Source organism: Streptomyces sp. Ncost-T10-10d (assembly GCF_900091955.1).
Classification (GTDB): domain Bacteria; phylum Actinomycetota; class Actinomycetes; order Streptomycetales; family Streptomycetaceae; genus Streptomyces.
Map to the genome: position 1 here is coordinate 1 of NZ_FMDF01000085.1, position 26,313 is coordinate 26,313.

25 protein-coding genes and 4 pseudogenes are annotated in these 26,313 nt (G+C 68.2%); 11 read left to right on the forward strand and 18 right to left on the reverse strand.

Translation table 11 applies throughout. From position 1 onward, the window contains the following. The coding region (locus GA0115254_RS45220; protein ID WP_218105534.1) for a hypothetical protein at positions 1 to 427 on the reverse strand (427 nt) is incomplete at its 3' end. 164 nt (positions 428 to 591) lie between these two features. Here GA0115254_RS45220 and GA0115254_RS12900 point away from each other — a divergent pair. Both GA0115254_RS12900 and GA0115254_RS12905 read left to right on the forward strand, forming a co-directional pair. Beyond that, the gene (locus tag GA0115254_RS12900) at positions 592 to 1,068 is read left to right on the forward strand and encodes a hypothetical protein (RefSeq protein ID WP_093895417.1); all 477 of its coding nucleotides are present in this window, start codon (positions 592 to 594) and stop codon (positions 1,066 to 1,068) included. A 447-nt stretch (positions 1,069 to 1,515) separates the two neighbouring features. Next, a pseudogene (locus GA0115254_RS12905) lies at positions 1,516 to 2,280 on the forward strand (transposase). Between the two features lie 47 nt (positions 2,281 to 2,327). Here the strand turns inward: GA0115254_RS12905 and GA0115254_RS12910 are convergent. After that, a complete protein-coding gene (locus tag GA0115254_RS12910; protein ID WP_093895418.1) occupies positions 2,328 to 3,182 on the reverse strand; it encodes an alpha/beta fold hydrolase in 855 nt (284 codons plus the stop codon). Beyond that, complete coding sequence (locus tag GA0115254_RS12915) at positions 3,179 to 3,772, reverse strand: TetR/AcrR family transcriptional regulator (RefSeq protein ID WP_093895419.1); 594 nt, start codon at positions 3,770 to 3,772, stop codon at positions 3,179 to 3,181. The genes GA0115254_RS12910 and GA0115254_RS12915 overlap by 4 nt, the downstream gene beginning before the upstream one ends. Positions 3,773 to 4,492: 720 nt before the next feature. Between GA0115254_RS12915 and GA0115254_RS12920 the strand changes: the two genes are divergently transcribed. Together GA0115254_RS12920 and rph are read left to right on the forward strand one after the other, a co-directional pair. Then, positions 4,493 to 4,792 (forward strand): hypothetical protein, encoded by a 300-nt coding sequence (locus GA0115254_RS12920; RefSeq protein WP_141720808.1) that lies wholly within the window; start codon positions 4,493 to 4,495, stop codon positions 4,790 to 4,792. A gap of 704 nt (positions 4,793 to 5,496) precedes the next feature. Continuing rightward, positions 5,497 to 8,094, forward strand: coding sequence for a rifamycin-inactivating phosphotransferase (gene rph / locus GA0115254_RS12930; RefSeq protein ID WP_093895422.1), 2,598 nt, complete (start codon positions 5,497 to 5,499; stop codon positions 8,092 to 8,094). 593 nt (positions 8,095 to 8,687) lie between these two features. On the opposite strand, the gene GA0115254_RS12940 is transcribed toward rph, so the two are convergent. The 3 genes from GA0115254_RS12940 to GA0115254_RS12950 all read right to left on the reverse strand — a co-directional run bounded on the left by GA0115254_RS12940 (position 8,688) and on the right by GA0115254_RS12950 (position 10,994). Further along, positions 8,688 to 9,599, reverse strand: a complete 912-nt coding sequence (locus GA0115254_RS12940; RefSeq protein ID WP_093895423.1) for a phosphatase PAP2 family protein — start codon at positions 9,597 to 9,599, stop codon at positions 8,688 to 8,690. Between the two features lie 97 nt (positions 9,600 to 9,696). Next, on the reverse strand, positions 9,697 to 10,656 hold the full coding sequence (locus tag GA0115254_RS12945; RefSeq protein ID WP_093895424.1) for a hypothetical protein: 960 nt from the start codon (positions 10,654 to 10,656) through the stop codon (positions 9,697 to 9,699). Next, entirely contained in the window at positions 10,653 to 10,994 is a 342-nt protein-coding gene (locus GA0115254_RS12950) for a PadR family transcriptional regulator (RefSeq protein WP_093895425.1), read from the reverse strand. The genes GA0115254_RS12945 and GA0115254_RS12950 overlap by 4 nt, the downstream gene beginning before the upstream one ends. A gap of 394 nt (positions 10,995 to 11,388) precedes the next feature. On the opposite strand from GA0115254_RS12950, the gene GA0115254_RS44395 reads away from it, so the two are divergent. Further along, complete coding sequence (locus tag GA0115254_RS44395; protein WP_176740094.1) at positions 11,389 to 11,532, forward strand: hypothetical protein; 144 nt, start codon at positions 11,389 to 11,391, stop codon at positions 11,530 to 11,532. A 462-nt stretch (positions 11,533 to 11,994) separates the two neighbouring features. Here the strand turns inward: GA0115254_RS44395 and GA0115254_RS12955 are convergent, their stop codons facing one another. Next, a complete protein-coding gene (locus GA0115254_RS12955) occupies positions 11,995 to 13,599 on the reverse strand; it encodes a CocE/NonD family hydrolase (protein WP_093895433.1) in 1,605 nt (534 codons plus the stop codon). Between the two features lie 180 nt (positions 13,600 to 13,779). Between GA0115254_RS12955 and GA0115254_RS12960 the strand changes: the two genes are divergently transcribed. Beyond that, entirely contained in the window at positions 13,780 to 14,496 is a 717-nt protein-coding gene (locus GA0115254_RS12960; RefSeq protein WP_093895434.1) for a TetR/AcrR family transcriptional regulator, read from the forward strand. Between the two features lie 118 nt (positions 14,497 to 14,614). On the opposite strand, the gene GA0115254_RS12965 is transcribed toward GA0115254_RS12960, so the two are convergent. From GA0115254_RS12965 to GA0115254_RS47535, 5 genes and pseudogenes are all read right to left on the reverse strand, one after another. Then, on the reverse strand, positions 14,615 to 14,911 hold the full coding sequence (locus GA0115254_RS12965) for a hypothetical protein (RefSeq protein ID WP_093895426.1): 297 nt from the start codon (positions 14,909 to 14,911) through the stop codon (positions 14,615 to 14,617). Between the two features lie 96 nt (positions 14,912 to 15,007). Further along, entirely contained in the window at positions 15,008 to 16,129 is a 1,122-nt protein-coding gene (locus GA0115254_RS12970) for a PP2C family protein-serine/threonine phosphatase (RefSeq protein WP_093895427.1), read from the reverse strand. A gap of 302 nt (positions 16,130 to 16,431) precedes the next feature. Beyond that, the gene (locus GA0115254_RS45950; RefSeq protein WP_370740865.1) at positions 16,432 to 16,911 is read right to left on the reverse strand and encodes a 3'-5' exonuclease; all 480 of its coding nucleotides are present in this window, start codon (positions 16,909 to 16,911) and stop codon (positions 16,432 to 16,434) included. 461 nt (positions 16,912 to 17,372) lie between these two features. Further along, positions 17,373 to 17,585 (reverse strand): hypothetical protein, encoded by a 213-nt coding sequence (locus GA0115254_RS47530; protein ID WP_370740866.1) that lies wholly within the window; start codon positions 17,583 to 17,585, stop codon positions 17,373 to 17,375. A 194-nt stretch (positions 17,586 to 17,779) separates the two neighbouring features. Then, a pseudogene (locus GA0115254_RS47535) lies at positions 17,780 to 18,010 on the reverse strand (transposase); the annotation flags it as partial. A 274-nt stretch (positions 18,011 to 18,284) separates the two neighbouring features. Here GA0115254_RS47535 and GA0115254_RS12990 point away from each other — a divergent pair. The 3 genes and pseudogenes from GA0115254_RS12990 to GA0115254_RS45960 form a co-directional block, all read left to right on the forward strand. Beyond that, positions 18,285 to 19,199: a S1 family peptidase gene (locus GA0115254_RS12990; RefSeq protein WP_093895428.1), complete on the forward strand. Its 915-nt coding sequence runs from the start codon at positions 18,285 to 18,287 to the stop codon at positions 19,197 to 19,199. Between the two features lie 724 nt (positions 19,200 to 19,923). After that, positions 19,924 to 20,643, forward strand: coding sequence for a DinB family protein (locus GA0115254_RS13000; protein WP_093895429.1), 720 nt, complete (start codon positions 19,924 to 19,926; stop codon positions 20,641 to 20,643). A 146-nt stretch (positions 20,644 to 20,789) separates the two neighbouring features. Continuing rightward, positions 20,790 to 21,246: pseudogene (locus GA0115254_RS45960) on the forward strand (transposase family protein); the annotation flags it as partial. 247 nt (positions 21,247 to 21,493) lie between these two features. On the opposite strand, the gene GA0115254_RS13010 reads toward GA0115254_RS45960, so the two are convergent. Together GA0115254_RS13010 and GA0115254_RS13015 are read right to left on the reverse strand one after the other, a co-directional pair. Then, positions 21,494 to 21,907 (reverse strand): hypothetical protein, encoded by a 414-nt coding sequence (locus GA0115254_RS13010; protein WP_256102538.1) that lies wholly within the window; start codon positions 21,905 to 21,907, stop codon positions 21,494 to 21,496. A 79-nt stretch (positions 21,908 to 21,986) separates the two neighbouring features. Further along, positions 21,987 to 22,730, reverse strand: coding sequence for a hypothetical protein (locus GA0115254_RS13015; protein WP_141720809.1), 744 nt, complete (start codon positions 22,728 to 22,730; stop codon positions 21,987 to 21,989). A gap of 233 nt (positions 22,731 to 22,963) precedes the next feature. On the opposite strand from GA0115254_RS13015, the gene GA0115254_RS13020 reads away from it, so the two are divergent. Continuing rightward, complete coding sequence (locus GA0115254_RS13020; RefSeq protein WP_256102539.1) at positions 22,964 to 23,092, forward strand: hypothetical protein; 129 nt, start codon at positions 22,964 to 22,966, stop codon at positions 23,090 to 23,092. A 154-nt stretch (positions 23,093 to 23,246) separates the two neighbouring features. Here the strand turns inward: GA0115254_RS13020 and GA0115254_RS13025 are convergent, their stop codons facing one another. The 3 genes and pseudogenes from GA0115254_RS13025 to GA0115254_RS45970 form a co-directional block, all read right to left on the reverse strand. Next, positions 23,247 to 23,699: a nuclear transport factor 2 family protein gene (locus tag GA0115254_RS13025; protein WP_093895431.1), complete on the reverse strand. Its 453-nt coding sequence runs from the start codon at positions 23,697 to 23,699 to the stop codon at positions 23,247 to 23,249. A gap of 331 nt (positions 23,700 to 24,030) precedes the next feature. Further along, positions 24,031 to 24,189, reverse strand: a pseudogene (locus GA0115254_RS45965) (IS1380 family transposase); the annotation flags it as partial. 2 nt (positions 24,190 to 24,191) lie between these two features. After that, the gene (locus tag GA0115254_RS45970; RefSeq protein WP_256102540.1) at positions 24,192 to 24,539 is read right to left on the reverse strand and encodes a hypothetical protein; all 348 of its coding nucleotides are present in this window, start codon (positions 24,537 to 24,539) and stop codon (positions 24,192 to 24,194) included. Positions 24,540 to 24,871: 332 nt separating this feature from the next. Here GA0115254_RS45970 and GA0115254_RS13035 point away from each other — a divergent pair, with 332 nt between their 5' ends. Further along, positions 24,872 to 25,414, forward strand: coding sequence for a DUF1707 SHOCT-like domain-containing protein (locus GA0115254_RS13035; protein WP_093895432.1), 543 nt, complete (start codon positions 24,872 to 24,874; stop codon positions 25,412 to 25,414). Between the two features lie 308 nt (positions 25,415 to 25,722). Here GA0115254_RS13035 and GA0115254_RS13040 read toward each other — a convergent pair. Beyond that, positions 25,723 to 26,313, reverse strand: a 591-nt coding sequence (locus GA0115254_RS13040) for an IS701 family transposase (RefSeq protein ID WP_141720810.1), incomplete at its 5' end; no start/stop codon positions are given.

The following is a 26,313-nucleotide window of genomic DNA, read 5'->3' on the forward strand; positions in this document are numbered from 1 at the left end:
AAAGGGCTTGCAGAGAATCAAGGTGTTGCTTCCCGTCCTGAAGTTGGTGTGGTATGCGCATCCCGAGCGAGAATCGTGACCAACTCGCTGTGAAGTTTACTGTGTTGTTCCCGCATCTGGACGAGCGGCAGCGGCGGCTGTTGATGGGTGCGGAGGCCCGGGTACTGGGGGCACGGCGGTGTCCGGGCCGTCGCTGCCGCAAAAGCCACGGCTGGAATGATCTTGCGGTGTCTGGTGTGATCACGGCGTCGGAGTCGTCGACGACGGGCAGCTCATCTTGATAGACCCGATACGGAATGGCGACGGCTTCATCGCCCACGTACACCGAGATGCTGGCCAGGCTCAGGGTCTTCCCTTGGCGCTTGCCGGTGAGAATATAGAGATCCGGCCGGACGCGTTGCTGGACACCAGCGGTTCGGTTAGTCACCGCCGCGATCGGCCCACACTACGTCCGGTTCCCCCGCGGCGACTGGATCAGGTCCGTTAGACTCCGCCTGTGTCAGGACGCTTGCGAAATACTTCGGACGCCCTTCCCGGCGGTGGGCGGGCCACACTGTGACGAGCGGTGGAACAGCCGAGGCCGAAGGTCCGATGAATCGTCCGCCGGGCTTTTTCGAGCAGCCGATCTGGACCGGGCTCGGGCTCCTGGTCGTGTGTGCCGGTCCCCTGATCCTGCTGGCCGGTATCGGCGGGTACGTCCCCGACGACGACAGGCTGGGCATCGTTGTGACCGGCCTGGTCTGGACCCCTCTCACCGTGGTCGTCCTGGTCCTGGCCATCGTCGGCACCGTGCGGGACCAGCGCGTGTGGCGCGACTTGGACACGGCTGGCGTGCGCGTCACGGGCAAGGTCACGTCCGCACAGCGCGTGTGGTGCGGCGAGGACGACCGCTGCACCAGGGTCCGGATGCTGGTCACCGTGCCGGGCCGGCCGCCGTTCACCACGAGCCACCTCGTAGCCGGGGAGGAGATCATCGAAGTCGGGACGGGCATCCCGGTCGACGTGCACCCGACGCGCGACCTCTTCCGCCTGGTCGCCGATCCGTCCACGGGTGGGGCGTCCCGGTAGTCCTCGCCCGCGCCGGACTGCCGGCGCTGGAGCGGCTGATCAGCCTGGACGCCTACCGGATCACATCGGTCGCCGGTCCGTCACCACGGCCTGGCGACGGACCGGCGCCCGCGTCGTCGACGGCGTCGTTGATCCACCGCCGTCTTCCGTGTCCATGGGTGCCGAAATCGTCACCGATGAACGCGTCGTCGGGACGCTCCTGGCGGATCAAGGAGCGAGGACGATTTCGATCCCCCGGTCGGCGTCAGTGACTGGGCTCCCATCGCTCTTGGTCCGGGATTCGATGGTTGCGGTCGAGGAGCAACTACGGGAGATGGCATCGGCCCGGTCGGCCAGGCGGTGAGCCAGTTCCAGGCATGCCGGGTCCGTCACGAGGCTTGCCCCTCCCGCCGGGACCGCCGTTGAGGTTCCGGATGGAGCGTGCAGACGCGGTGAGACTATCGAGGCGTGGCTGCTGTGATCACGGCGTCGGAGCCGTCCTGGATTTCACCGTTCACCGGACCGAGCCCGCGCTGCTTTGCCAGGTTGGTGGCCGCCTTATGCCGTGAGGGCTCGACGGGGCCGGACAGGTCGACCGTGGAGCCTCTCGCTTGACGACCGCGTCCTGCTGGTCACGGCTTACTGGTGTATGAACTTGACATTGCGTCAGCTCGCTCCGTTGTTCGGTATCCCGAAGTCCGCCGCGGACCGCATAGTCGACCACCTTGCCCGTTGCTGGCGCTTCAGCCCCGCAAGCGGTTCCGCAGGGGCACCGTGCTCATTGTGAACGGCACTTTGGTGCCCACCCGCGACCACGCTGTGGCCGAGCAGTCCAAGAACTATCGGTACTCCACCAACCAACAGGCCGTCATCGACGCCGACGCCCGCCTGGTTGTGGTCGACGGACGGCCGCTGCCGGGCAACCGCAACGACTGCAAAGCATGGGCGGAATCCGGCGCGAAGGCCGCCATCGGGCAGACGACCACGATCGCCGACGGCGGCTATCCCGGCACCGGGCTGGTGATGCCGCACCGCCGACGCAAAGGCGAGGAACTCCCCGCTCGGAAAGAGGAACACAACCGCTCACACAAACAAGTCCGGGCCCGCGTCGAGCACATTTTCGCCCGCGTGAAGAACTGGAAGATCCTCCGCGACTGCCGCCTCAAGGGCGACGGAGTACACCACGCCATGCTCGGCATCGCACGCCTGCACAACCTCACCCTCGCCGGATAGGGGAGAGTGGATCTCATCGCCGCTGACCGCGCGCATCAACCTCAAGATCAGTTACGGGACAAGCCTTGGGCGCGGAGTGCCTTGCGAAGGAGTTCGCCGAACTGTGCGGGATGCGTGGTCAGGCCGATGTGCCCGCCGGGGAAGTGCAGGAGCTCCATGCCGAGACGCTCGGCCAGGAGAGCGGCCGGACAGTAGGCCAGCTCGCCACGTGAGTCCTGGCCACCGGCGAGCACGAGCTGATCCGACAGCGCCCCCAGCCGGTTCATGTCCGGGCTGTAGGACATGAAGCTGGGAACAATGCGCCCGACGAAGTACGGCAGGTTGGCCATCGTCTGCTCTGCCCTCGCCGCCGCCTGTGGCGGAAGCTCGATCTCGGCCTTCGGCTCGATGGTGTCGCCATCCTTCTTCAGTCCCGCGGCGAACACGGCCATCGCCGGCATGAGCCCTTGCCTGCGGAACGTCTCCTGCACACGGACGATGAGCTCGCGATGGTCGGCGGCATCCGGCAGGACCATTACCGCCGGGGGCTCGTGCGCCACGACGCGTTCGACGCGTTCGGGATGGGCGGTGAGCAGGTGCAGGGCGGCGATCGCGCCCGAACTGGCGCCGAACACCCGGGCGGGCTCACCAGGCGACAGCAGTTCCAGCATTCGGAACGCGTCGTCGGCGTGTTCGCCCACGCTCTGCTCGGCCTCGGGGTCGTCCAGCGTGCTTCGGGACATCCCGCGCGGGTCGTAGGTAGCGACCGTGTATTCGGCCGCGAGGTCGTCGGCGATGTCGTCGAAGGAGGCCGCGCCGCCCGTCCCTCCGGGAATCAGCAGCAGGAGCGGGCCGTGACCGCGCACTTCGTAGTGCAGAGTCGCGCCGTTCACGCGCAGGCTGCCGATGGTCGGGTCGGTCATGAGGACTCTCCTTCTCGGGACGGGGGCCAGTGCTCCAGGAGGGTGTGCAGGGCGTCGAGGGCGCGGTCCCAGGAATGCTGCGGCAAACGCTGGTGCGCGAACCCACCCGCAGCCTCCAGGGCAACGAACCCGTGGAACGTGCTGCGCAGCAACCGGACCGCGTCGGTCAGGTCCGGCTCGGCCAGTCCGTAGCCGCGCAGCATGCCGTAGGTCAGCTCGACTGCGCGCCGCGGTCCGGGCGCGTTGACGGCCAGTTCAGGGTCGATCTGGATCGTGGTCTGCGTTGCCATGTAGCGGCCCGGATGCCGGTGGGCGTACTCCCGCCAGGCGTTGGCGAACGCGACCAGCGCGTCCTTGCCCGCGCATCCGGCGGTCGCCTCCGCGATACGGATGGTCTTCTCGTCCGCCGCGAGCAGCGCGATCCGTCCGCGGAGATCCTCCAGGCCGCGGACGTGGGTGTAGAGACTCGCGTCCTTCACGCCGAGCCGCCGCGCCACCTGCGACATGGTCACCTGACCGAGTCCCACCTCGTCCGCCAGCTCGGCGCCCGCGGCCGTCACCCGCTCCGCCGTCAGCCCTGCCCGCACCATGCGCCCTCCACATTATCCTAGGGGCTCTAGGTTTAACCTAGGAGTCCTAGGAATGGCAAACGGGAGGTGAGTTCACGCAGGTAACGCTGTTGTGGATGGCTCCCCCGCGGGCTCTGCTGCCACCGGATATGCGTCTCCGGCTTCCGTACGATCACCAGCCCTCTTTTCACTGACCGGGCTCCTCATCCTCCAGCCCAGACGGCTGTCTGTCCGTCGGCGTGGACATGGGCGGTGGGCGACATTTCGCCGTACGTGGCGCCGGGCAAGCTGAGCGGCCGGAGATGGCCGAGGGCATGGCCCGCGCCCTGGAGCGGCGTCGCCAGGACCTGTTCGTTGTGGTTGAGATCGACTACTCGCGCCGTCGGCTGCGAGGACGCCGACAGGACCGAGACCGTGAAGGCACCTGGCGTTCAACCCGTTGCTGATCGTCAGCCCGCCGCCTTGGCCGTAACAGCCCGGCCGTCACCTACGAGTACCCGCGCTACTTGGAGGATCCGATGACCTACGTCGCGGCTGCGTTCGAGCAGTGGGCGGCGAACGGCGGCGACACCTACGCCGAGATCGCGGTGAGGGCGCTTCAGGCGCGGAAGGAGGCCGACCATGCCGCGAAGGGGTGAACGACGTCGGGGCTTCCGGCACGAGGACGCTGAGGCCGGCCCGCCGAGGATCGGGGCCCGGCAGGTGGTCGCGTCGGACGCGCGGGGCAGAAAGAGGACGCTGGTGCTCGACCCGGCTGCGTTCACCTGCCGGGTACTGGCCCAGCAACTGGCGGATGAATGGGTGGAATACGTCGAAGTCACCAGTCGGCGGGTGGGCACGGCCACCGGCTACCGCCAGGCCGTGACGTTGTTATGCCGGTTCGTCGACGACACCTTGCAGGGCGGGGCTTCGGCGGCTTCGTTGGCCGAAGCCGACCCTGATATCAGCGAGGTCCTGCTGGCCTGGGAGCATTCACTGTGTCGCAGTGGCCAGTCGGCTCGACCCGGCCGGGAACGCTCGCATCACTCGTCCGGACTCTGATCAGTCGGAGCCTCCAGCATCCTGACCGGCCTGTTGACAACCGGCTCGGCAGGGTGGCAGCGGATCAGCACGGACTGTACTGGGGCACCAACGAGGAACTGGACGAGTACTCCCACGAGGACAAAGCCGCCCTGATCAGAGCACCAGCCTCGATCTTGCATGAGCCCTCATTGGATGTTGACGGTGTCAGCATTCAGCCGCCGCCGACAGTCGGGGACTTTTTGCGTGCCGGGTTCTGGTTCGTTTCTGGGGACGACGCTTACCCGTACGCGGCGCGCCACCGCTTCGCGAGAAGCTTGTCAGTGTCGGCGGACGGCAAAAGGAAATGGCAAGGAGATCTCTCTCCTTGCCGTTCTCAACTTATAGCGCACCGGGGGGCTTGCGGCAAGACCCGGGTGGTGGCGCAAAATCGTCGGCCGAGGCCACAACCTGCAGAAGTGGGGGCGCGACGTGCGTGTGTTGTCGACGTATGGGGGACGCGGTGACGTCGAACCAGCGGTGGGACCGGCAGGGTCGCGAGCGCTCGGGGCGGTAGTGCGGAGGTGCGCGCCGCACGACTGGGCGGAGCGGTCGGCCGACTCGTCAGAGGGAGGGCAGCCAGAGACGAGGACGTGCCTGACAAGAGGTGCGACAGAGCTGGAGGCGCCGGTGATCCGATCGGCCAGTGCAGTGCAACGGGACACGACTGCCTCGGAGGTATCGCGATGAGCGAGCAGTACGTGTGGGATCTCCAAGAGGTTGACGAGACGCAGGTCGCGATCGTCGGCGGCAAGGGCGCGCACCTGGGCGGGCTGTCGCGGATCGAAGGCATTCGGGTGCCGGCCGGCTTCTGCGTGACGACGGACGCCTTCCGGCGGATCATGGCGGAAGCGCCGTCGATCGACGATCGGCTCGATCAGCTGTCGCGCCTGAACCCGGACGACCGGGAGGCGATCCGAACGCTCAGCGCGGAGATTCGCCGGACCATCGAAGGGATTGCCATCCCGGACGATCTCGCGGCGGCGATCAACCGCGCGCTCGCCCAGCTCGGCGAGCAGGCCGCCTACGCCGTCCGATCCAGCGCGACGGCAGAGGACCTGCCGACGGCTTCCTCCGCCGGCCAGCAGGACACGTATTTGAACGTCGTAGGGCCGGCGGCGATCCTCCAGCACGTCAGCCGGTGCTGGGCCTCACTGTTCACCGAGCGGGCCGTGACCTACCGCCAGCGGAACGGCATCGACCACCGTACGGTCCACATGGCCGTGGTCGTTCAGCAGATGGTCTTCCCGCGTGCGGCCGGCATCCTGTTCACGGCCGACCCCGTCACGGGCAACCGGAAGGACGCCACCGTGGACGCCGGCTTCGGCCTCGGCGAGGCCCTGGTCTCCGGCCTGGTGAACCCGGACGTCTTCAAGGTGCGACACGGTGAAGTCGTCGCCAAGGCGATCGCCGCCAAACAGCGTGCCGTTCACGCCCTGCCGACTGGCGGTACGCAGGAAGTGGCGATCGACTCGCAGCGGCAGGAGCAGCCGGCGCTGACGGATGCGCAGGTCGTGCGGCTCGTGCAGCTCGGACGGCAGATCGAAGCGCACTTCGGCCGCCCGCAGGACATCGAATGGTGCCTGGTCGATGATGGCTTCCAGATCGTTCAGAGCCGGCCGATCACGACGCTGTTCCCCATTCCCGAGACCGGCGACCAGGAGAATCACGTCTACGTCTCCGTTGGTCATGGGCAGATGATGACCGACCCCATGAAGCCCCTGGGGCTCTCCATGTGGCAGCTGACGGCCATGGTGCCGATGCACGAGGCCGGCGGGAGGCTGTTCGTCGACGTCACCCGGCGTCTGGCCTCGCCCGCGAGCCGTGCCGGCCTCCTGGACGCCATCGGGAGAGGCGATCCGCTGATCAGGGACGCTCTGGAGACCGTCCTCGACCGCGACGATTTCGTCCCGTCGCTCCCGGACATGGGTCCCGGCGTGCCGTCGGCCGGCGGTGCGTCCGCCCCGCTCGAGACCGATCCCGCCATCGTCACCGAGCTGATCGAACGCAGCCAGGTGTCCATCGCCGCCCTGGAGCGCGATATCCGGACGAAGACCGGACCAGCGCTGTTCGACTTCCTGCTGGAGGCCTTCGAGGAGCACAAGCGAGTCCTCGGTGATCCGCTGAACCTGCAGGCGATCATGGCGGGGATGGAGGCCACCTGGTGGCTCAACGACAAGCTGCAGGAGTGGCTGGGCGAGAAGAACGTGGCTGACACGCTGACGCTGTCGGCCCCCGACAACGTCACGTCGGAGATGGGACTGGCGCTGCTCGATGTCGCGGACGTGATCCGCCCGCATCCGGAGGTGGTGGCGTTCCTGCAGGGCGTCGAGGACGAGGGCTTCCTGGACGAGTTGGTGAAGCTCGCGGGCGGGACCGAAGCGCGCGACGCCATGGAGGCCTACCTCGATCGGTACGGCATGCGCTGCGTCGGCGAGATCGACATCACGAGGCCACGTTGGCGCGAGCGCCCCACCACGCTCGTGCCCGTGATCCTCGACAACGTCAGGATCTTCGAGCCCGGCGCCGCCGAGCGGCGCTTCGAGCAAGGGCGGCAGAAGGCGCGGATGAAGGAAGAGGATGTGCTGTCACGCTTGCGGGCCCTGCCGGACGGGGACCGGAAAGCCGACGAGGCCAAGCGGATGATCGACCGGGTAAGAACCTTCATCGGGTACCGGGAGTACCCGAAGTACGGCATCGTCAGCCGCTCCTTCGTCTACAAGCAGGCCCTGCTGGAAGAGGCCGAGCGCCTCGTGCAGGCTGACGTGCTTCCTGAGAAGGAGGACATCTTCTACCTCACGTTCCAGGAACTCCGCGACGTCGTGCGCTCGAACCAGGTGGATGACCAGCTCGTCCAGCAGCGCAAGGATGCGTTCCGGTCGTACCACGCGCTCACACCTCCCCGGGTACTCACATCGGATGGTGAAGCCGTCACCGGGGCGTACCGGCGCGACGACGTGCCGTCCGGCGCCCTGATCGGCCTCCCGGTTTCCGCCGGGACCATCGAGGGAAGGGCCCGCGTCATCCTTGACATGGCGGAGGCCGATCTCGAAGCGGGCGACATCCTGGTGACGACCTTCACGGACCCCAGCTGGTCGCCGCTGTTCGTCGGAATCGCGGGCCTGGTGACGGAGGTGGGCGGCCAGATGACCCATGGCGCAGTGATCGCCCGGGAGTACGGCTTGCCGGCCGTCGTGGGCGTGGAGCAGGCTACCCGGCTGATCCGGGACGGGCAGCGGATCCGCGTGCACGGAACCGACGGGTACGTCGAGATCCTGCCTTGACCGACCGCACCGAGAAGCCCCATCCGCAGCTTCCGACCAGACAGCGCCATGCAGTTGTTGACCACCCCACGACCATCGCCTACAACGCGCACACGACCCGTAACTGTTGTCGGGTAGCCGGAGTCCATTGCCGGACCCCGGCCTCCTCAGAACCGTACGTGCACGTCATCCGCGCATACGGTTCAAGCAAGCCCCAAAGGCTCTCAGGTGTACCGATTTTCCTCGCCGCCGTCCATGTATGAGCGTTGACGGCATGAGGCGTGGGTGAGGCGGAGGTGGGGGCTTGACCCGCCGGAAACATCGGCTAGCCGTACCCCGGCATCCGGCATCCGGCATCCGGCATCCGGCATCCGGCATCCGGCAGATACTCACCGCCACCGTCGCCCAGGCCCAGTCCTACGCCCGTGGCCCCAGCGCCGCCCAGTACCCGCTACACATCGCGGTCGGCTGCGCCGGCCGCAGGCACCGGCCCGTTGACCGGACTACGGGAGGACACTCCGGGCGGGAGCGCATCCCCGTTCGGGCGTCGACGGCTTCTACGACTGGGCGGTGGCGTCGGACCGCCGGTTCTCGCCCGGAGCCAGGCCGGGTGGTCACCCCCGTGCGGGGCGTGTGCGACAAGCGGTGTGTGCCGGCCCCTCCGCTGTGGTGAACCAGAACAGGGCCGCGCACAGGAAGGCCGCTGCCGCGAAGACCAGCGATTGTGTGACGGAGTCGTCCCGCGCGCCGGCGACGAGCGCGCCGGCCGCTGACAGTGCGAGGGCGATGGCCGGCAGCGCACGAGGGCGCCGCGTGACGTCTGGTGCGGCGGCGGGTGGCAGCAGCCGGGCCGCGAGGCTGTAGCAGGCGCAGGCCAGCAGTGTGGAGCCCAGCACGTCGCTGGGCCGGTGGTGGTAGGTGGCCTGGACGGCGCCGGCGGTGACGGCGAGCCACAGCATGCCGGCCGCGGTGACGTAGGGGCGGATGCGGGGGGAAGCGATGAGGGCGGCGCCGAGGGCCAGCCCGGCGGGGATGGCCACGTGCCCACTGGGGAAGCTCGGCTCGGTGAGGCTGACGTGCGCGCCAACCAGGTCGGGGCGGGGCAGGATCATCCTGGTGAGTTCCTTGCTCCCGAGCGTGGCCATGACGACTCCGGCCGCCGCGCAGCCTTGCCACCAGCACCTCCGGACCAGGGTGACGGCCGCGATGACCGCAATGCCCACGAGCAGGGTGGGCATCGCGGTCTGGTCCAGGGGCGGCAGGGCCGGCGAATCGTAAGCCGTCCCCGACCAGTCGTAGATCCATGCGGGGTTGGCGCCGTTACTGTTGAACAGGGCATTTTCCGCCCGTTGCCCGAACGGGGTACAGACGGCGATCAGGTAGACCGCCAGGAACCCCACGAGGCACAGCAGAGCTGAGATCCGTGGCCGTATCGTCCGCGAAGGGCTGCGTTCGGCCGTGGCTCCCGGGACCTGGTCGGGGGTGTCCGGGTGCGTGGACAGTGTCGAGCGATCTTGCTGAGTCATTGCTTTCTCTCTATGTCCGTCGGCAGCGGTTCGGTCACGTGCCTCCTCTGGCACGCAATGGGCCGACAGGCTCGGCCGGTCCACCGGGGATCTGCTCCTATTCGAGGAGCGCCCGGCTCTGCCTGCGCTGGGCGGCGATCGCCAGGGCCGGGAGGGGTGCGATCAGGAGGAGGAGGACGACGAGGTCCGGCAGGGACTGCATGAACCAGTTCGGCTGGATGACGATCGCCTGCGTGCGGATGAACGCGAACGCTGCGACGGGAATCAGCCACCGGTAATCCCCGGTGGCGGCCGTCACCACCCACGCGGCGATCAGCGCGGCGACTTCGAGTGCGAACAGGCCGCGCTGGAAGGCCGGACTGATGGAGATGATGTGCAGGCCCCCGGCCACGAACATGGCGAGCACGACGGGGACCAGCCAGCGGTACGAGTGGCGTCGCAGCTGGCTGGGACGGCAGACCGCCAGAACGGCGCACGCGGTGCACAGTGCCCCCGACAGCACCAGGTCACGGGCCGTTATCGGGGCGCCCAGCCCGTAGTAGCCCAGGCCCACCTTGCCCTCGTCGCCGAAGAACGTATTGCTGTTGAACGTGGCACCGACGCAGATCATCGCAGCTGCGGCCGGCAGGGCGATCCACGGCTTACCGCGCAGCAGGGCGATCAGGCAGAGCAGCGGCAGCAGCCCGTAGGGCAGGAGCCGTGTCCGCGTGCCGGGACCTTGTGCCCACGGGTACCAGCCGGAGAAGTGGAAGGCGATGGCATGCCGGCCGGGATCGATGTGCAGTCCCCAGTGCCAAACATCCTGCAGGTACGGCACCAGCGCCAGCGCGGCGAGGACGAGAGCGGTCAGATGGATGCCGTCCAGCCACCACGGCCGGGCCGTGTCGTCGACGACGGCACGAGCGCGGGCGTGCACCCCGGCACGCGCCAAGGCGACGACCTCCCGCGGCGGGGGCCAGGAACGACCGGGATACGCCTCGGCCAGGCAGGCCAGCAACTCCTCACCCTGCCGGGAACGGTAGGGCTCGGGATAGGCCGCAAGCAGCAAACGGTTCATGCCGGGGCCGCTCCGACATCCCGCGAGCGTCCGATGACGACGGCCGCTGCCTGCTGCATCCGCAGCGCCTCCCTGCCGAGCGCCTCGGTGCCGTCCTCCGTGAGCCGGTAGTAGCGCCGCGCCCGCCCGTCCACGATCTCCTCATGGCCGGCGGCCACCAGCCCGGCCCGCTCCAACCGCTCCAGCGCGCCATAGAGAGTGCCGACAGCGATCCGGAGCCGCCCGTCGGTGGCCTGCTCGGCAGCCTTGATGATGCCGTAACCGTGCAACGGCCCGTCCATGAGCGCAGCAAGGATGAAGTACTGCGGTTCCGTCAAGGACGGGTTCTGTCTTGTCATGCGTCGAGCATATATCGAGCTACGAAATATATCCGCCGGCTTTGGATGATCACGTCAGCGCCTCCACGCCCGCAGCGAGCATCCCCCTCTCCCGACCGGCGGGCGGGACTGCGATCTCCTCGACACACCCGCGCGGCATTGGCGAATGCTCACCGCGACCCGGCCCGGGCCGAGCGGAACACCCTTCCCACCGTGTCCACCGGCCGCGTCTCCCCTCCGTTGAACTGCCCGTGGATCAGACTCTGTTCGCCCAGATCGGCCGCGTGCAGCCGGCGAGGCAGCGTTCGATGAGGCCCGACCCGAGCCGTCGCCCCCCAGTGCCCCGAGAAGCGCAGATCGCCGCCTGTGGGCCGCGCTCCCCTCAAACCGAGACCGGGCGATCGTCTCGCTCGCCATGAGCAACGGCGCCCGGATCGTCCTGCCGGGATACGCCCTCCCGCGCGGCTACAAGGCATTGCGGTTGTTCAAGGACGTACAGCAGAGGTTCCCGACGGGGACCTGGACACCATGCGCAATTACGGTGCCGTACTGGGCATGACGCCCCGACACGTCGATGGAGGCTTGTGCCTGATCCCCGCGACGATCCTGAGCCCTCCTCGGGACCAGGAGCCTGTCCGGCAAGATCCGCCGGACAGGCCCTGACCCTGTCCGCCCTCGTCCACCGCCATGCAATTGCCAGGTTGAAGGGAAGTACGGCCTGGAGGAAGCTGTGAACGTCCCGCTACCTGAACGCCGTCGTCATGCCCTGTTGCGATCCCTGCCCATCGAAGCGCGTTGCACAACGTCTTGGACGAGGATGCGGCCTGCTCTCCCTGCTGCGTCACGCGAACCTCGACCACATGGGCCGCTGCAGGTTCCGCGCTTCTCTCCCCGCTGGCGGAGGTCTGCGACCCTTGGGCAACCTGGACGCCGTTGACCTGGACGGGCGATGGGGAGGGCGCCGAGGAGTGAGCCGGGCCTGACGGCCCGGCTCGTCAGCCTTTCCCGCAGGGCTGGAGAATCACGTGAGCCCGGGGCTGCGGGGAAGCAGCAATGCCGAGTCCGTGTGGAGTGCCATGCGCACCGGTGCGAAGGTGGTGGCGTCCACCGGCGGCTCCCCGGTGCCGGGATTCCGTGCATAGCGCGGATGGGCGCCTCCGCTGATCTGCCAGCGTATGCGGTGCCCGACGGCGAAGCGATGGGCGATGGAGCTCATCGGTACGGTGACCTGCGACGGCAGATGTTCAGTCGTCCGAAACCGTCCCAGTCCGTCACAGATGTTGACGGAGTGGCCTTGTGGGTCCACGTCGCACAGGCGGGCGAAGACGTCGGCGTGGCCGGTGTCCGTGGAGATGCTCAGCCGAGCGGAGACTGGGCCCAGAATGTCCAGGGGCTCGGTCAGTGGGGGGCTGGTGAATGTCAGAACGTCGTCTCGAGCTTCCAGGGTGCTGTTGTCGCGGGGGCCGGCGGTGCGGGAGAGCAGTGGGCCGCCGAGGGACGGGGTGGGGTCGGCCGGGTCGTAGCGGAATGACGTCAGGGGTTCGGAGTCCGTGGGGGCCTGCCGGGTGAGATGCCCGCCGGAGATGGGGTACCACGAGGTGGCAGCCGCGGCCGGCGGCCACTCGTCGAGGTCCCGCCAGGCGTTTTCGCCGCCGACATGCACGCGCACCGCGGTCGGGCGCAGGCCGGAGGGGTCGGCGCACAGGTGGGCGCGCAGCCACGCGAGGCTCTCGGCGAACACCTCGGGCCACCCCTGTTGCAGGGCGGAGGTGTGGGTCCAGGGGCCGACGAGCAGAGCGGTCTCGCATCCGGCCTGACGCAGCCGGTCATGCTGCTCGAAGGTCTGGTCGACCAGCGCGTCATGCCATCCGGTGATCAGACTCGTGGGCACGCTGAGCCGCTCCGCTGCCTCCGCCAGCGACGCGCCGTGCCAGTACGCGTCCTTGGGGTCCGGGTGCGTCATGACGTCGTCCAACCAGGGCACCTCGCCCCCGAGGGCGGACACGTACGCCCCGCGCAAGGGCTGCGCGGTGGTGGCGTCACGCAAGCGGCACTGAAGGCGCAGCGTCGCCCTCAGAAACGGTCCCATGCCCTGGTGCTGGTAGGTCATGCCCATACCGACAACGAGGGCGTTCTCCAGGTGTAGTGCACCGTCCGTGTGGAACAGGGCGTAGGGATCATACAGGCCCACCTGCACCACCATTGCCTTCAGTTCTGGCGGCGGATCCAGGGCAAGGGCCCATTGCACGTAGCCCAGGTAACTGGGGCCGACAGTCCCCAGTGTTCCGTTGAACCAGGGCTGCTCGCGCAGCCACGACACCGCGGCCTGCCCGTCGGCGGCCTCGTTGCGCCACAGGTCGAACGCACCGCCCGAACCGCCGGTGCCGCGGCAGCTCTGCAGGACCACGTGAAAGCCCTGTTCGGCGAAGAGCAGGCCGTACTGGGGAGACCATGGCAGGCCCCGGCCATAAGGGGAGCGGACCAGGAGGGTTGGGAAGTCGCCCTCCGCACGCGGGAAGTAGTGATCAGTGATCAACGGGCTGCCGTCGGCGGCCGGCACCGCCAGCCCCGGTTCCCATCCGACCTCATGCCGTTTCGCCGACAGGCCCCGCCATGTCGCTCTCATCATCCGTGAGGACAGTGGCGGTTTTCCGGCAGGTGGCACCCAGGCCGGTCCGGCCACGGCGTCGGGCGTGCGTGGTGGCATTGTTCCCCTCCTCTATTCCGTACGGTGTACGAGAATAGAGGATGCTTGGATGACCTTCGCAAGGGCAGCCTCAACAACCAGGGGAAGGAGCGCGAGACCGTGTCCCGTGACGGAGGGTCCGGCGCCGCAGGCGTCGACCCCGAACAGCTCTGGCTGCGTCCCACCGAGCCCCGCAGGGGCCGCAGGCCCTCCTTCAGCCGGGAGGAGATCACCGTGGCAGCCGTCACCCTGGCGGACGGCAAAGGGCTCGAAGCGGTCACCATGCGGCAGGTGGCCGCCCAGGTCGGAGCCGGTGCCATGTCGCTCTACAGTTACGCCCCCGACAAGGAGACACTGCTGGAACTGATGGTCGACCACGTCAGCGGCGAACTGACCGTCACGGAGCCACCCAGCGGCGACTGGCGTGCCGATCTGAAGACCATCGCCCACCTGCAGCGCGCACACATGCTGCGCCACCCCTGGCTGCCCGCCGCCTTGTCCACCCGTCGCGTTCCGGGCCCCAACACGTTGGCCTTCCTGGAACACGCGCTCGCCGTCCTGCGGCCCACCGGGCTGGACGGTGCGGCGAAGCTGGAGGCCTTCGCCCAGCTCACCGCATTCGTGGCCGGACACGTCACCCACGAGATCGCGCAGGCCGCAGCCTCACAATCCCCGAACCGGGCCGCGGCCGAGGCCCGCTACCTCGCCGCTGTCGCTGCCGACGGCTGCCACCCGGAACTCGCCGAAGTCCTTTCCGCCCCCGGACGCGCCCTCACCCCCGAAGCCACTTTCACCCGGTTCCTCAACCGCCTGATCGACGGCCTCGACACCGACTGATCCCATGCACCTGTTACTTTGTCCCGCCCGCGACACTCCGAGGAACAAACCGTCGACCTCTCCAAGACCCCGGCCGCAACGAACGCTGCCGCCGGCTGCGTTTTCGGCGGCTGGCCGACTACCTGCCGATCGGGGCCTGTGTAGGCAGCTCGCGGATCACGGCATGACGGTCGGCAAGCTGCTGGCGCAGGTGGCTGTTCTCCATTGTGGCCTGGTGCAGGGCACCCGCCAGTGCCTCGACGTCGGCCTCGAGCCGGGCGATCTCCTCCGCGTCGGCAGCTCGTAGTTCCTTGAACCGGTGGATCTGCTTGCGCAGACGCCACTCGCTGTCCGGTGTGCCACCCCGCGCGCGGAACTTGTCGTAGAACTCATTCTTCAGGTCCGCGTGCCGCTGCGTGGGTGTGTTGCGCGGCACACCGGCTTCGAGCGCAGCAGGTTACTGTCGGCCTGATCCGCCGAGTGGGCGTGAGCGGGGCGCGTGTTGTGTGCATGTACGTGCGCCATGTCGCGCTCAGCGGTGCGGTGACCGTCGGACGGACAGAACCGCGACGTCATCGTGCTGGCCGCCCTCTCCGGCGAACGCGCGCGCGTCGTCGTAGAGCGCGTGCGGCAGCTCGGTGGGAGAGAGCGACGCGCGCTCGGCAAGGCGTTCGGTGACGGGGTAGAACGTGCCGTCGGCGGCGCGGGTCTCGGTGAGCCCATCGGTGGTCAGCAGCAACGTCGCGCCGGGCGGGAAGGCGAACCAGTCGACGGTCGCGGGTTCGGCTGCGAGTTCGGCGAGACCGAGGGGGACGCCGGAGTCGAGAGCCGGTGTGATGACGGTGGAGTCGTGCAGCAACTGCGGGGGAATGTGACCGCAGTTGATGGCTTGTACCTCGTCGTGCGCGTCGACGTTGACGATGAGCGCTGTGACGAACCGTTCGTCGTCGCCGGTCTGTGCGGCGTAGGAGTTGTGCCGTACGACGGAGGCATCGAGGGCGTCGACGAGCGCGGTCAGGGTGGGCTCCCGGTGGGCCGCCTCGCGGAAGGCGCCGATGACGGCGAACGCGGCGCCGACTGCGGGCAGGCCCTTGCCCTGGACATCGCCGATCAGAACCCGGGACCCCCATGGAGAGACGACGACGTCGTAGATGTCGCCGCCGACGAGCCGGTCCTCCTGCACGGGCTCGTACACGCCATCGACCAGGACGTCGTCGGTGAGCAGCGGGAGGGGGCGCAGGATGTGGCGCTGCATCGCCGCGGCGGTGGAGCGTAGCCGCAGCATCTCGTGCTCACGGTGGATACGACGGTGGCAGGCGTAGACGGAGGCCGCACCCAGGGCCAGGGTGAGCAGCACCATCAGGATCGTGTTGAGCCACGAACGCCCGCCACCTTGAATTGCCAGCACGCTGACGGTGACCACGAGCGTGGTCCACGCAGACACAAACTCCGTCTGGCGTACGGTGCACAGCGCCGACGCCGTCCCCGGCAGGAACACAAGCAGCCCCAGAAGCCATACCGGGGATGGCGACAGGGCACCGAGGGCCATCACCAAAACCGTCACTGACACCACGCCGATCACGACCTCGGCGTTGCGCGGTGGTTCGATGGCTTCGAAGTGACGCGTGAATCTCTTCGAGTGAGTACGGGGCACGGAACCTCCCGGGCAAGTGACGTGCTTCCCGTACGTTAGGCGGGCTCCGCCGCGGGCGGCCCGCGCCCCGCCGGACGATGTCCGCTATGCGGTGAGCACCACTGTGTGCAGGGCACGGCCCTTGCACTCCCTTGGCCCGGTCGGACTCGATGCCGCAGGGCGACACCCACCTCTCTGCCGCTCTCACCGGCGACACATGCATCTACGCCGGGGACCCCGGCTACAGACGCCATCTCGACCAGGTCGGCGACGGGGGTCGGTTGTGAATAGAGGTGCTGCGGCAGTGAGCGGTCTTCCCCGGGTCATGCGGGACTGCCGTCGGGGTGGTGGTTGATCCACGCACGGCCCCCGATGTCGAGGCGGTTTCGGGCTCGTGTGACCGCTGCGTAGGCGAGCCCGGCTTCACCGTCGTCGACGGGTCCGGGGAGGGGCTGGCCCTTGTCGTCGTGCTCCTCGCTGCCCGGCGGCGGGGTGAAGTCGTCGGCGATTCGTACGCGTGGCCATTCGCGCCCTTTGGCTTTGTGGGCGGTGCAGACGGTCACCTCGACTGTGTGTTCGTCGTCGAGTTGGTCGATGGCTCGGAGGATGGTGGTGGTGCCGTGGGTGTCGACGAGGTCGACGAGTGGCTGGATGTAGCCGCCGGCCGGGTCGTGGCCGGCGTAATCCGTGCTGACCGCCCCAAGCGCCGCGACGCCGATCAGCGTTCCCGGCCGATCGCTGCCCCGGCACCTGCCAGTGCCACTTCCACGGACGGCCGACGCTCGGTCCGCCGCACCACCCACCCGTAGACGAGCACCGCGCACACGGTTGTCAGGGCACCCAGGGCGAGAGTGAGCCACGCATTCCCCTGCACCGCGGCAACACCCTGGCCGCAGACCAGAGCAACCGCGCCAATGGCCGCGCGAAGTCTCCTTCCCTGAACCGCAGTCGGAGCACCGCGGCTGCTCCGGGCGCTACGGATCCAGCGGCCTGGAATCGTCACCACACAGTGGACACCTGCGCGTACCTCGCACGGAGGACGGCTCCCACAGGTCCGGCATGGCACTGATCCGCACGTCGGCCTACGACACGTCAGTGCTGCTCGCCTGGGCTGCGTACGGGCGCCGCCCAGGCCGAGGCCGCCCAGCGCACTGGTATTGGCGTCGACGGCCGTGTGGCCGCCGCGCAAGCGTCGCCGCCGCCGCGTGGGCCCGCTGCTGCGCACGTTGGCCGCCATGAACGGCGGCTCAAATCGGTCAGCGCACTACGGCGACCGGACACCCGCCCTGATCCTCCTCGCCCCGTCCGCAGCGGGTACGGGTCGCGTAGCGGGCTTCGCCGACCAGGCGGGGCAGCGCCCATCGTGCACCGGCCCCCGGTGCCTCGCCGAACGGGCACTCGTCGCTGCGGCAACGCGGAGGAGGGCTGCGAAGGTGGTGCGCTCCCTGTCGCTCCACCCGGTACCGACGCTGCCCACGCACCGCCAAGTGCCCTCGTGCCGCTCCCCTGCCAGGAGCGCGCCGGGCAGACCGGCGAGACGGCCGCGGCCGGGCGCCCACCCGTCGACGATCCCGTCGGCGGTGCGGACGTGCGTGGTCTTGATTCACGCACAAAAACGGCCGCCGCGTGAAGCTCGGCGAGCAGGAGGCGGTACGGCTGGGCGATGACGTCGGCTTCATGCCACCGGCCCGGTCCGCGCCAGCAGGTCTGTCCGGAGCGGAACCCCTTCTCCAGTGGCAGCAGTTGCCGGCTGATGTCGTTGGAGAGCACGCACAGGATGCCCTGCGGACACAGCCGATAGAGCACCGGCTTCAGGCCGGACACCCTCTCGGGCCAGGACCGCAGCAGAGGCTCGATCAGCTCCCACAACTCGTCGTCCACGATCGACGGCCCGTTCCCCACACCCCTCGAACGACGGAATCGTCACACCGGTCACACCTCACCAGAGCACCTCGACATGACCGTGTGACGAGCTCAAGGCGCCGGAACGGTCGGCCTTCGTGTGCGCATGGCCGAGGGAAACAGTCCCGGTGCGGTGGCCGTCAAGGGAGCGGAAATGGCCAGGACGGAGTGGCGGGGTAGCGGGGAACTTGGCTGTACGCCGACAATGCGGTCACCCTTCGCCGCCCGGGGGCCACACGGCTCCCGGGCCGAACCGAGAGGACCGACCATCACTATGCGCAAGCCTCTCCTCGCCACCCTCACCGCCGTGGCCCTCGGTGCCGTCGCCTTCGTAGGCACCACGGGCACGGCAGTCGCAGCACCCGACCGCGCGAGCGGGGCGACCCCCACTGCCGCGACGGCCGCCGTGCACGCTGACAGTACGCCGGCCACGGTGACAGCCGCCTCCTTCGCCGGCACCGTGGCGCTCAGCAACTGCTCAGGCTCCCTGGTCCGCATGCCGAACTCGCAGGCGACGGACCCGGGGCTGGTCATGACGAACGGCCACTGCCTCGAAACTGGCTTCCCGAGCGCGGGTCAGGTCATCACCAACCAGTCCTCCACCCGCAGCTTCACGCTGCTCAACGCCACGGCCGGCACCGCCGGAACACTCAAGGCGAACAAAGTCGTCTACGCGACGATGACCGACACGGACGTCACGCTCTACCAACTGACCAAGACCTACGCCCAGATACAGCAGTCCACGGGAATCGCGCCGCTGACGCTGTCCGCGACCCACCCGGTGCAGGGGCACGCGATCGACGTGGTCTCCGGCTACTGGAAGCGGGTCTACTCCTGCTCCGTCGACGGATTCGCGTACCGCCTGAAGGAGGGCCAGTGGACATGGAAGGACGCCGTCCGCTACACCCCGGAGTGCCAGGTCATCGGGGGCACCTCGGGCTCCCCGGTCATCGACACGACGACCGGCCAGGTCACGGCGATCAACAACACCACCAACGAGAGCGGTGAAAGCTGCACCCTCGACAACCCCTGCGAGGTAAACGAGCAGGGGGCCGTCACCATCCGCAAGGGGATCGGATACGCCCAGGAGACCTACGGCATCCCCGCCTGCTTCACGACGGGCAACAAGCTCAACCTGTCGGCCACGGGCTGCACGCTTCCGAAGCCGACAGCGGTATCGGCACGCTGAGCTGATGCTTGAGGGCGGGCAAGGGAAGCTCGTCCACACCCCGGCACTCCGGGCTCCCTCGTCCCCCGGCACGCCCGCCCGACACCATTCGGATGCCACCGGACCTCGCCTGGTACGGCGAGTCGGGAGCCCCTCGCCGGCCGTCGTCGACGCCGGGTACACGCTCGCCAAACGCCGGGTACGCGAGCCGACAACGGCATGGCGCGGGGGCACCGGCCCCGGCAAGCCCGCTGCCTGCCGGTGTCCTCCGTGTGCGTGGCTTCGCTCGGGGGCCGCGTCGCCGGGGCGCTCACATGGGGGCCGGTTCCGGTGTGCCGCCGTGGCGGGGCCCGTCGGGTTGAGCATCGTGCAGGCCGGGTTCCACACGCCGAGGATCGCGGTCGTCTCGCGAACCTGACGAACCGCACGATGGACAGCGAAGCGATCCTGCACGGTGTCCTCGAACGGTGGAAGGCCGCCGTCGGCAGTCACGAACCGTGGCAGGCTGCCTCCCAGTTCTCCGAAGACGCGGTTTTCCAGGGACTGCACCCATACAGCGAGCCTTTTCCAACCTCGGCTTGAGCAGGTCACGTCGAGGGTGAGGACGGCCTGGACGAGTGCGGTGATGCGCGAGGTGCCGCACCGCTTCGTGGGCAAGGAAATCGGTCGCGCCCCGTGAGGTGGGTCGTTAACCTCCGCCTGAGCACAACCAGGTACGACACACGACCGCGAAGGGGAGCCGTTCATGGAGATCGAGGGCGTACGGACCGACCGTCTGGGCCTGCTGCTCGACCAGTTCGACAAGGCCAGGGAGATGGCTGGGGTGCGGCTGGCGGGGCTCGGCGACGAGGAGTACCTGTGGGAGCCGGTGCCCGGCTGCTGGTCGCTCCGACGGCGCGCCGAGGCGACGACACCGCGGGCGTTCGGGCCAGGTGAGTGGTTGCTGGACCTGGGCGCCGCGGACATCCCGGCGAGCGAGTACGCGGAGGTCGCCCGGCAGGCGGCCGGCGGCATGTCGGTGGAGAAGATCGCCGAGGACTGGAGCGTAACCGTCGAGCGGGTCGAGCAGATCTTGGCCCACACCGGTGAGCCGGAGCCGGACGAGACGCCGGTCACGACCATCGCGTGGCGGCTGGGCCACCTGCACTACGAGTTCGCGGGCAACTGGGAGTGGACCTTCGGCGAACGACGGCAGGACCCTAAGCAGATGATCGACTTCTCCCCCTCGGCGGCCTTGACCCTGGAGCGCTTCTGGCCGGTGATCGACCGCTGGCGCGCCGACGTCGGCGCCCTCACCGAGGACCAGCTCGACACGGTCGGCCTCTCGCAGTACCCGTACGGCTCCCACCCCGAGGAACCGTTCGCTTCCGTGCTGTGGGGAGCCAGTCTCGAATTCATCCACCACATGGCCGAGATCGCGTTGCTCCGCGACCTGTGGCAGGCCCGCTTCACCGCGCCCCGGTAGGCCCGGGCGCGCCATGGCATTTCCGATCCACACACCGACGGCGGTTCGCAACCTGCTGCGTGATCTTGGCAGTTGAGCCGGGAGTGCGGCGAAGCCCCTGGTAGACGGGTTCTCGTCCGAGATCACTGTGTCCACCAGGAGCTCGCGTGCTTGTTTACCCGCCCTCTATCGATCTGTCCAACCGCACCTTGCGCCACCTGACCAGGCAGCTCGTCGTGCGACGCAGTGAGATCGGCACTCGTTGGCGGCGTCCGCCGGCCAGCTGTCAGGCCCTGCCCGCCCTGGCTCACCTGCGCCGCGGTGACACCTGCACGCAGCTCGCCGCGGGCCTCGGAATCGGCGTCGCGACGGTCTACCGGTACGCATGTGAGGCCGTCGAGGTTCTCTCCGCCTCCACTCGAACAACAAGCGCCTCACGGCGCACACTCCGGGAAACACAAGCGTCACGGCATGAACGTCCAGGTGCTGGCCGACTCCTTCGGACGGATCAGCTGGGCCTCGCCGGGCCTGCCCGGGGCCACCCAAGACCTGACCGCCACACGTGCGCACGGCCTCGTCGAGGCCCTGGGCGAGGCTGGGTTGGAGTGCTGGGCCGACTGCGCCTAACAGGGTGCCGGTCGACACATCCGGGTTCCGATCCGAGGCCGGAAGCTCAAGCGGTGGCAACGACGTCACACCGCAGACATCGACCGTGACCGCGATGCCGTCATCGCCGGCCTCACCCTGCCCTGGAACTCCGGCGTCGTCGAGGGGCACGTCAACCGAATCAAGACGCTCAGCGCCAGATGTTCGGCCGGGCCGGCTTCGATCTCCTCCGCAAGCGCGTCCTGCTCTACTCCTGAGCCACAGGTCAAACTGCACCCTCAAGAAGCCCGAAGCCCTCCGGGAACCCTTCCAGGATCTCACGCCGAGCCGAGTCGGCCTCGGCTTCAGCCATCGTCCCCAGCAGATTGATCAACTCGTTCCGCTGATCGCTCGACAGCTTGTTGACCAGGAGGGCGACACCCTCCAGGAGCTTGACCGCGTCGTCCGGATCCATCTGCTCGTCTTCACTGCCGTCGATGAACCACAGGATGTCGAGCAAAGCCTCGGCCAGGGCACGAGTCAGAGACGAGTACACGGGCATCACGGCGGTCTCCCAGCAGGTCAACGACAGAGTCTGACCATCCCACCACACACCACTGACATCACACTCAGCCAGCGCTCCATGGAAAGTGAGCCAGAACCATTTCTCGTGGACATTCAAGCCATCGTCGACCGCCAACTGGCGCCCGAACCGATGGACAAACGCTGCCGTTTGAAGGGTTCTGGCTCAGCTTGTGCAATGCGACCACGCTGGGTGATCAGCCGATGCCTGGGGGCACTGCGGGTCCCTGAGTCAGAACAGCGGGTCTTGGTGGTTGGCCCCGGAAGTCCCTCGGGGGTTGACGTAGCGACAGGGCCTGTATGAGGTGCCGGTTGTCCACTCGGTGCGGGGCATGCCCGGGCCAGTGCGTCCCGTGGGGGCCGAGGGCCGTATGTGGATCTCGCGTAGCTGCACGGGAGTGTCCAGGCCTGCCGCCGACGGCGCGGAAGATCTCCCCATCCGGTGCCCGGGTGGCTAGGAAGGATACCTTTTCGGCGCCACGCAGGCGGGCGGTACGGCGCTCGGTGAGCTGTCGAGCGAGATCCTCGTCCAAGCCCCAGTCCAGCTGCTGGCGGAACACCGCCGCTCGCAGCTCGGCCAGCTCGGCCGGGTGCGCGGCAGGTTCGGGCAGTGCGCAGCCGGCTGTCTCCCGGGCCAATATCAGCTCGGTGTCCCGGTCGTAGTCGGCCGCCGCCAGCACCGGGGTGGCCCGCTCCCCAAGCACCTCGTCCAGCACGGTGATCCGGTGCTGCCGGCGCGGTCCGAGGCCCTGTGCAGCCAGTTCGGGCAGTGCCGCCGGGTCGGCGTCTGAGGCGTGGACGATCAGTTGGTTGTGCTCCTGGGATCGGGAGAAGTCCGGGTCGCGGACGACGAAGGCCCCGGGCAGCTCGACGGTCTCAGAGGCCTGGCGGCGGGCGAAGGCGGCGCGGAAGGGGGTCACGCGCTCAAGCAGATCCGACATCTTCGTCGTGATCGTCCCGCCCACTGCCGCGGGCAACAACTTTTCCCTATCGGCGGACGCTCTTAGCGAAAAGTGCCTCTGCCCAACGAGAATGAGGATTGTCGAGGCCCTCGTTCCCGCACCAGCCGGAGGCATTTCTCAGGTGAACGCGAGGCTGGTAGTGCTGTCGGGCGCAGCGCCGCACCGCCGACTCTCTCGTCGCGACCATCGCGACGCGTGCGGGAGTGCTGGTCATGCCAGAACAGGAACGAGAAGCCTCGCTGGGCCGGATCCGCGCCTTCCTCGTGAGCAGACGGGAGACCGCCCGAGGCGAGTTCACTCTCCTGATGCTGACCGGCGTGCTGCGCGTCCGGCGGCTGTGAAGCATCTCGTCGACGACGGTCGATGACATGCCGCGCGCTGTCCCGTCGAAGCGCTTCCGGCGGTTAGCGGTTCTCTGACCTGCTGGGGTGCCAGGTCGTTTGAGAACACCGACGACTGGTGTTCTCAAACGACGCGGCTTTCGCGGTGGGCTGGTCACGAATCCTCAGCCGGGCGGGGCGGTGAGCCGGCCAGCGGCGAGGCGTCTTCGTATCGGACCTCGTAAACGCGCTCGGCGAACTTCCAGCCGTCGCCGGTGCGTTGGTAACGGTCATGGTAGATGGCATAGTTCAGCCCTCCGCGGCCATCGCGGCCACGCCCGACCTCTGACATGTACGCGCGGCCCGACGCGGTGTCGCCGTCAAGCTGGATCACGCCCGGGTGCGTGTTTTGCACAAGGAAGTCCACAACATCCGGCACCCGCCTGCCCCAGGCGCGGATCGGTTCCTGCCCTTCGAGTTCAACGGGGATGTTGGGCATCCGCAATGCGCCGTCCGGTGTGAACAGCAAAGCGATACGGTCGTAGTCACGCATCATCACCGCGTCGGTGAACTCACCGCGCAGCGCCTCGATCTCGACGCGATCCGCGATGGCCTGAAAGTCACTCATCGATTTCCTCCTTGTCGCCTTGAACCCGGTGCACGAACGACATCGGGACTCCATGGGATGGAAGCCTGCACGGCGGCGATACGGCCGGTCCCGCCGAGTGTCTCTGGGTCTCCTACTCGCTGGATGGTGTGTTCCGTCTCAGCAGTACGACGACACCGCCCTCCGGAATGTGACACGGCCCCGCCCAGAGCGCACGGCGATGAGAATCCGACAGCGTCAATGCGACGGGACACACGCCGTCTCACGAAGATGGCGGATCCGCCAAGTGGGCAGTCAAGTTCGTGAGGCGCCGCCGAGTTCAGTGAGAACCGACAGCCCACCGCTTCGCCGTCGTGGTCGCCTTCGCCCACACGCCGTCCCGCATGGCACCGTCGGGTTCCGTCGCGAGCGTCCAAGCGGAGGCGGGAACGGGGAGGACCGCCTGATGAATGGCTTCGGTGATGACCACGCCGACCGAGTACGAAAGCCACCGTCCCGGCGCGGCAGGCCAGTTCAACCAACGCCGCCGACACACCGATCACCACCCTGGAACTGCGCCACTGTCAGCGGGCTCGCGCCGAAGACCGCATCCGCGCCGCCCGCGACACCGGCTTGCGCAACCTCTTGCGCCGCAGGTGCCGTTCGACGATGCGGTTGATCCTCATCAGTCTGCTCACGCGCTTGCGGTTGATCTCTCTTCCTCGACGGCTCGTTCGGCGCTGGCGTCTGCAGTGGCCAACCGATCGCCGCGCCGCCCGGCCGGGCAAAGTCGAAGTCGAAGTCGAAGTCCGCCTGCTCATCGGGGTCTCGGAGCCAGGCTGTGGCCGCGGACTCCAGGTACAGGTGGTCGGCGCTGGCCACACCCCGGGCGCGGCGGTCGCAGAGGTGAGCAGTCCGTCCGGGCCCGGGTGGTGAGCGAAATGGCAGACTCGGTGTGTCGACTGGATTGGATGAATTAGCAGGTCAGATGGGCTTCTTGCTCGCGTCCCGGCATGCTCCAACCAGCCTCCGCTGAGCGAGACTTGGCGAAGATCGTGCTGCCCGAGAGCGGCCGCCCAGTGCTGTGACTGCATAGGTCCGCCGGGTTGGGCGATGAAGGCCATGATGACGAGCGGTCGGCCTCCCCATCGGATGCCTCGCCCGCTAAGAACTTTGGCGCGTTCGCATCGCCGACGCGGCAGTAGAGTGAAAGGGTGACCGCTCTGCCGGAAGACCGGCCGCCACTGATCAGCGAAGACGACCGCGACACGGCTGTGCGGCGCCTGCAGGAGGCGTACGCCGATGGGCACATCTCGCACGAGGATTTGGACGAACGCCTCCACCAGGTGCTCACCGTCAAGACGCACAGCGAACTCGTGTCGGCTCTGGCCTCGCTCCCGGAGGAGAATGCGGGCATCACGTCCACGATCGCCGCCGCCGGCGGACGGATCCAGCGGCGCGGCGTATGGCGGGTGCCTCGGAGCCTAAAGGTCGAGTCCGCATTCGGAAGGGTGCATCTGGACCTGTCCCGGGCGGTCATCGAGCATTCGGTAGTCGACATCGAGTTGCAACTCGGCACCGGCAGGGCCAAAATCACGGTGCCTCGCGACGCGATTGTTGACGTCGAGAGTCTGCGCACCGGGTGGAAGGACTCGCTCTACAAGACCCGGCGGCGCTCCCTCCCCGGGGGGCCGAGGATCCGGATCTCTGGGACCATGGGGTTCGGACGGTTGAAGATCCGCCATGCGCGGCGTTGAGGTTCCGTCCGCCACCAGGACCACCCGTCCGGCACTTCTTCGTCCCCGCTCGGCTGCTGGCGCTGTGGCCGCTCGTCCGGCTTGATGCCCGCCAGGAGTGCAGGTAATCGAAAGTTTTCCTCGGAGTCCCGTTGTTCGACCCAAACGGAGCTCGAACGGACAGTGAGCCCTGATCACGAGCCGGCGCCTGGTAGGGCTTTGTTAGGTGGTGTCGTAGGGCTGCCATGGGGTGGGTTGTCGGCAGGTGGGGCAGGTTCCGGTCCAGGTGGCCAGCAGATGTTGGAGGAGGTCCAGGGTCTGGTAGAGGGTCAGGCCCTGGCAGGGACTTTTGGGCAGGTCCGCTGTTCGGTCGGGAACAGGTGGGCGGCGGTGACGAGGGTGACGTGGCGGTGCCGGCCGGTGAATGAGCGGCCTTCGAAGTGGTCGAGTCCGAGGGTGGTCTTCAGCTCGCGGTAGTCGTGCTCGATGCGCCACCGTAATTTCGCGAGGCGGACCAGATCCCGGGCCGGGATGTCGGCGGGCAGGTTGGATATCCAGTACTTGACCGGTTCGTCCTCACCCTCGGGCCACTGGGCGATCAGCCAGGTCAGGCCGATGACACCGTCGGGAGCGGGCTTTGGACGGCGTCCCGCGAGCCGGATGCGCAGGAACACGAAGCGGGAGGTCATCGCGGCTTTGGAGCCCTTGCGCCAGGTGACCGTCACCGCTTTGTCGCGGCCAGCGGCCAGGACGTGTTCGCGCAGGCTGAGTGGGCGGGTTCGGTAGCGGGGCAGCGGCCTGGGACCGAGCCCACCGTAGGGCGGCTGGTGGGGCTTGGCCGCCTCGGCATGAGCGGTCAGTTCGCCCTTGACCTGCAGTGCGTAGGCCAGGCCCCGGTCTTCCAGCGCGTGCCGGAAGTC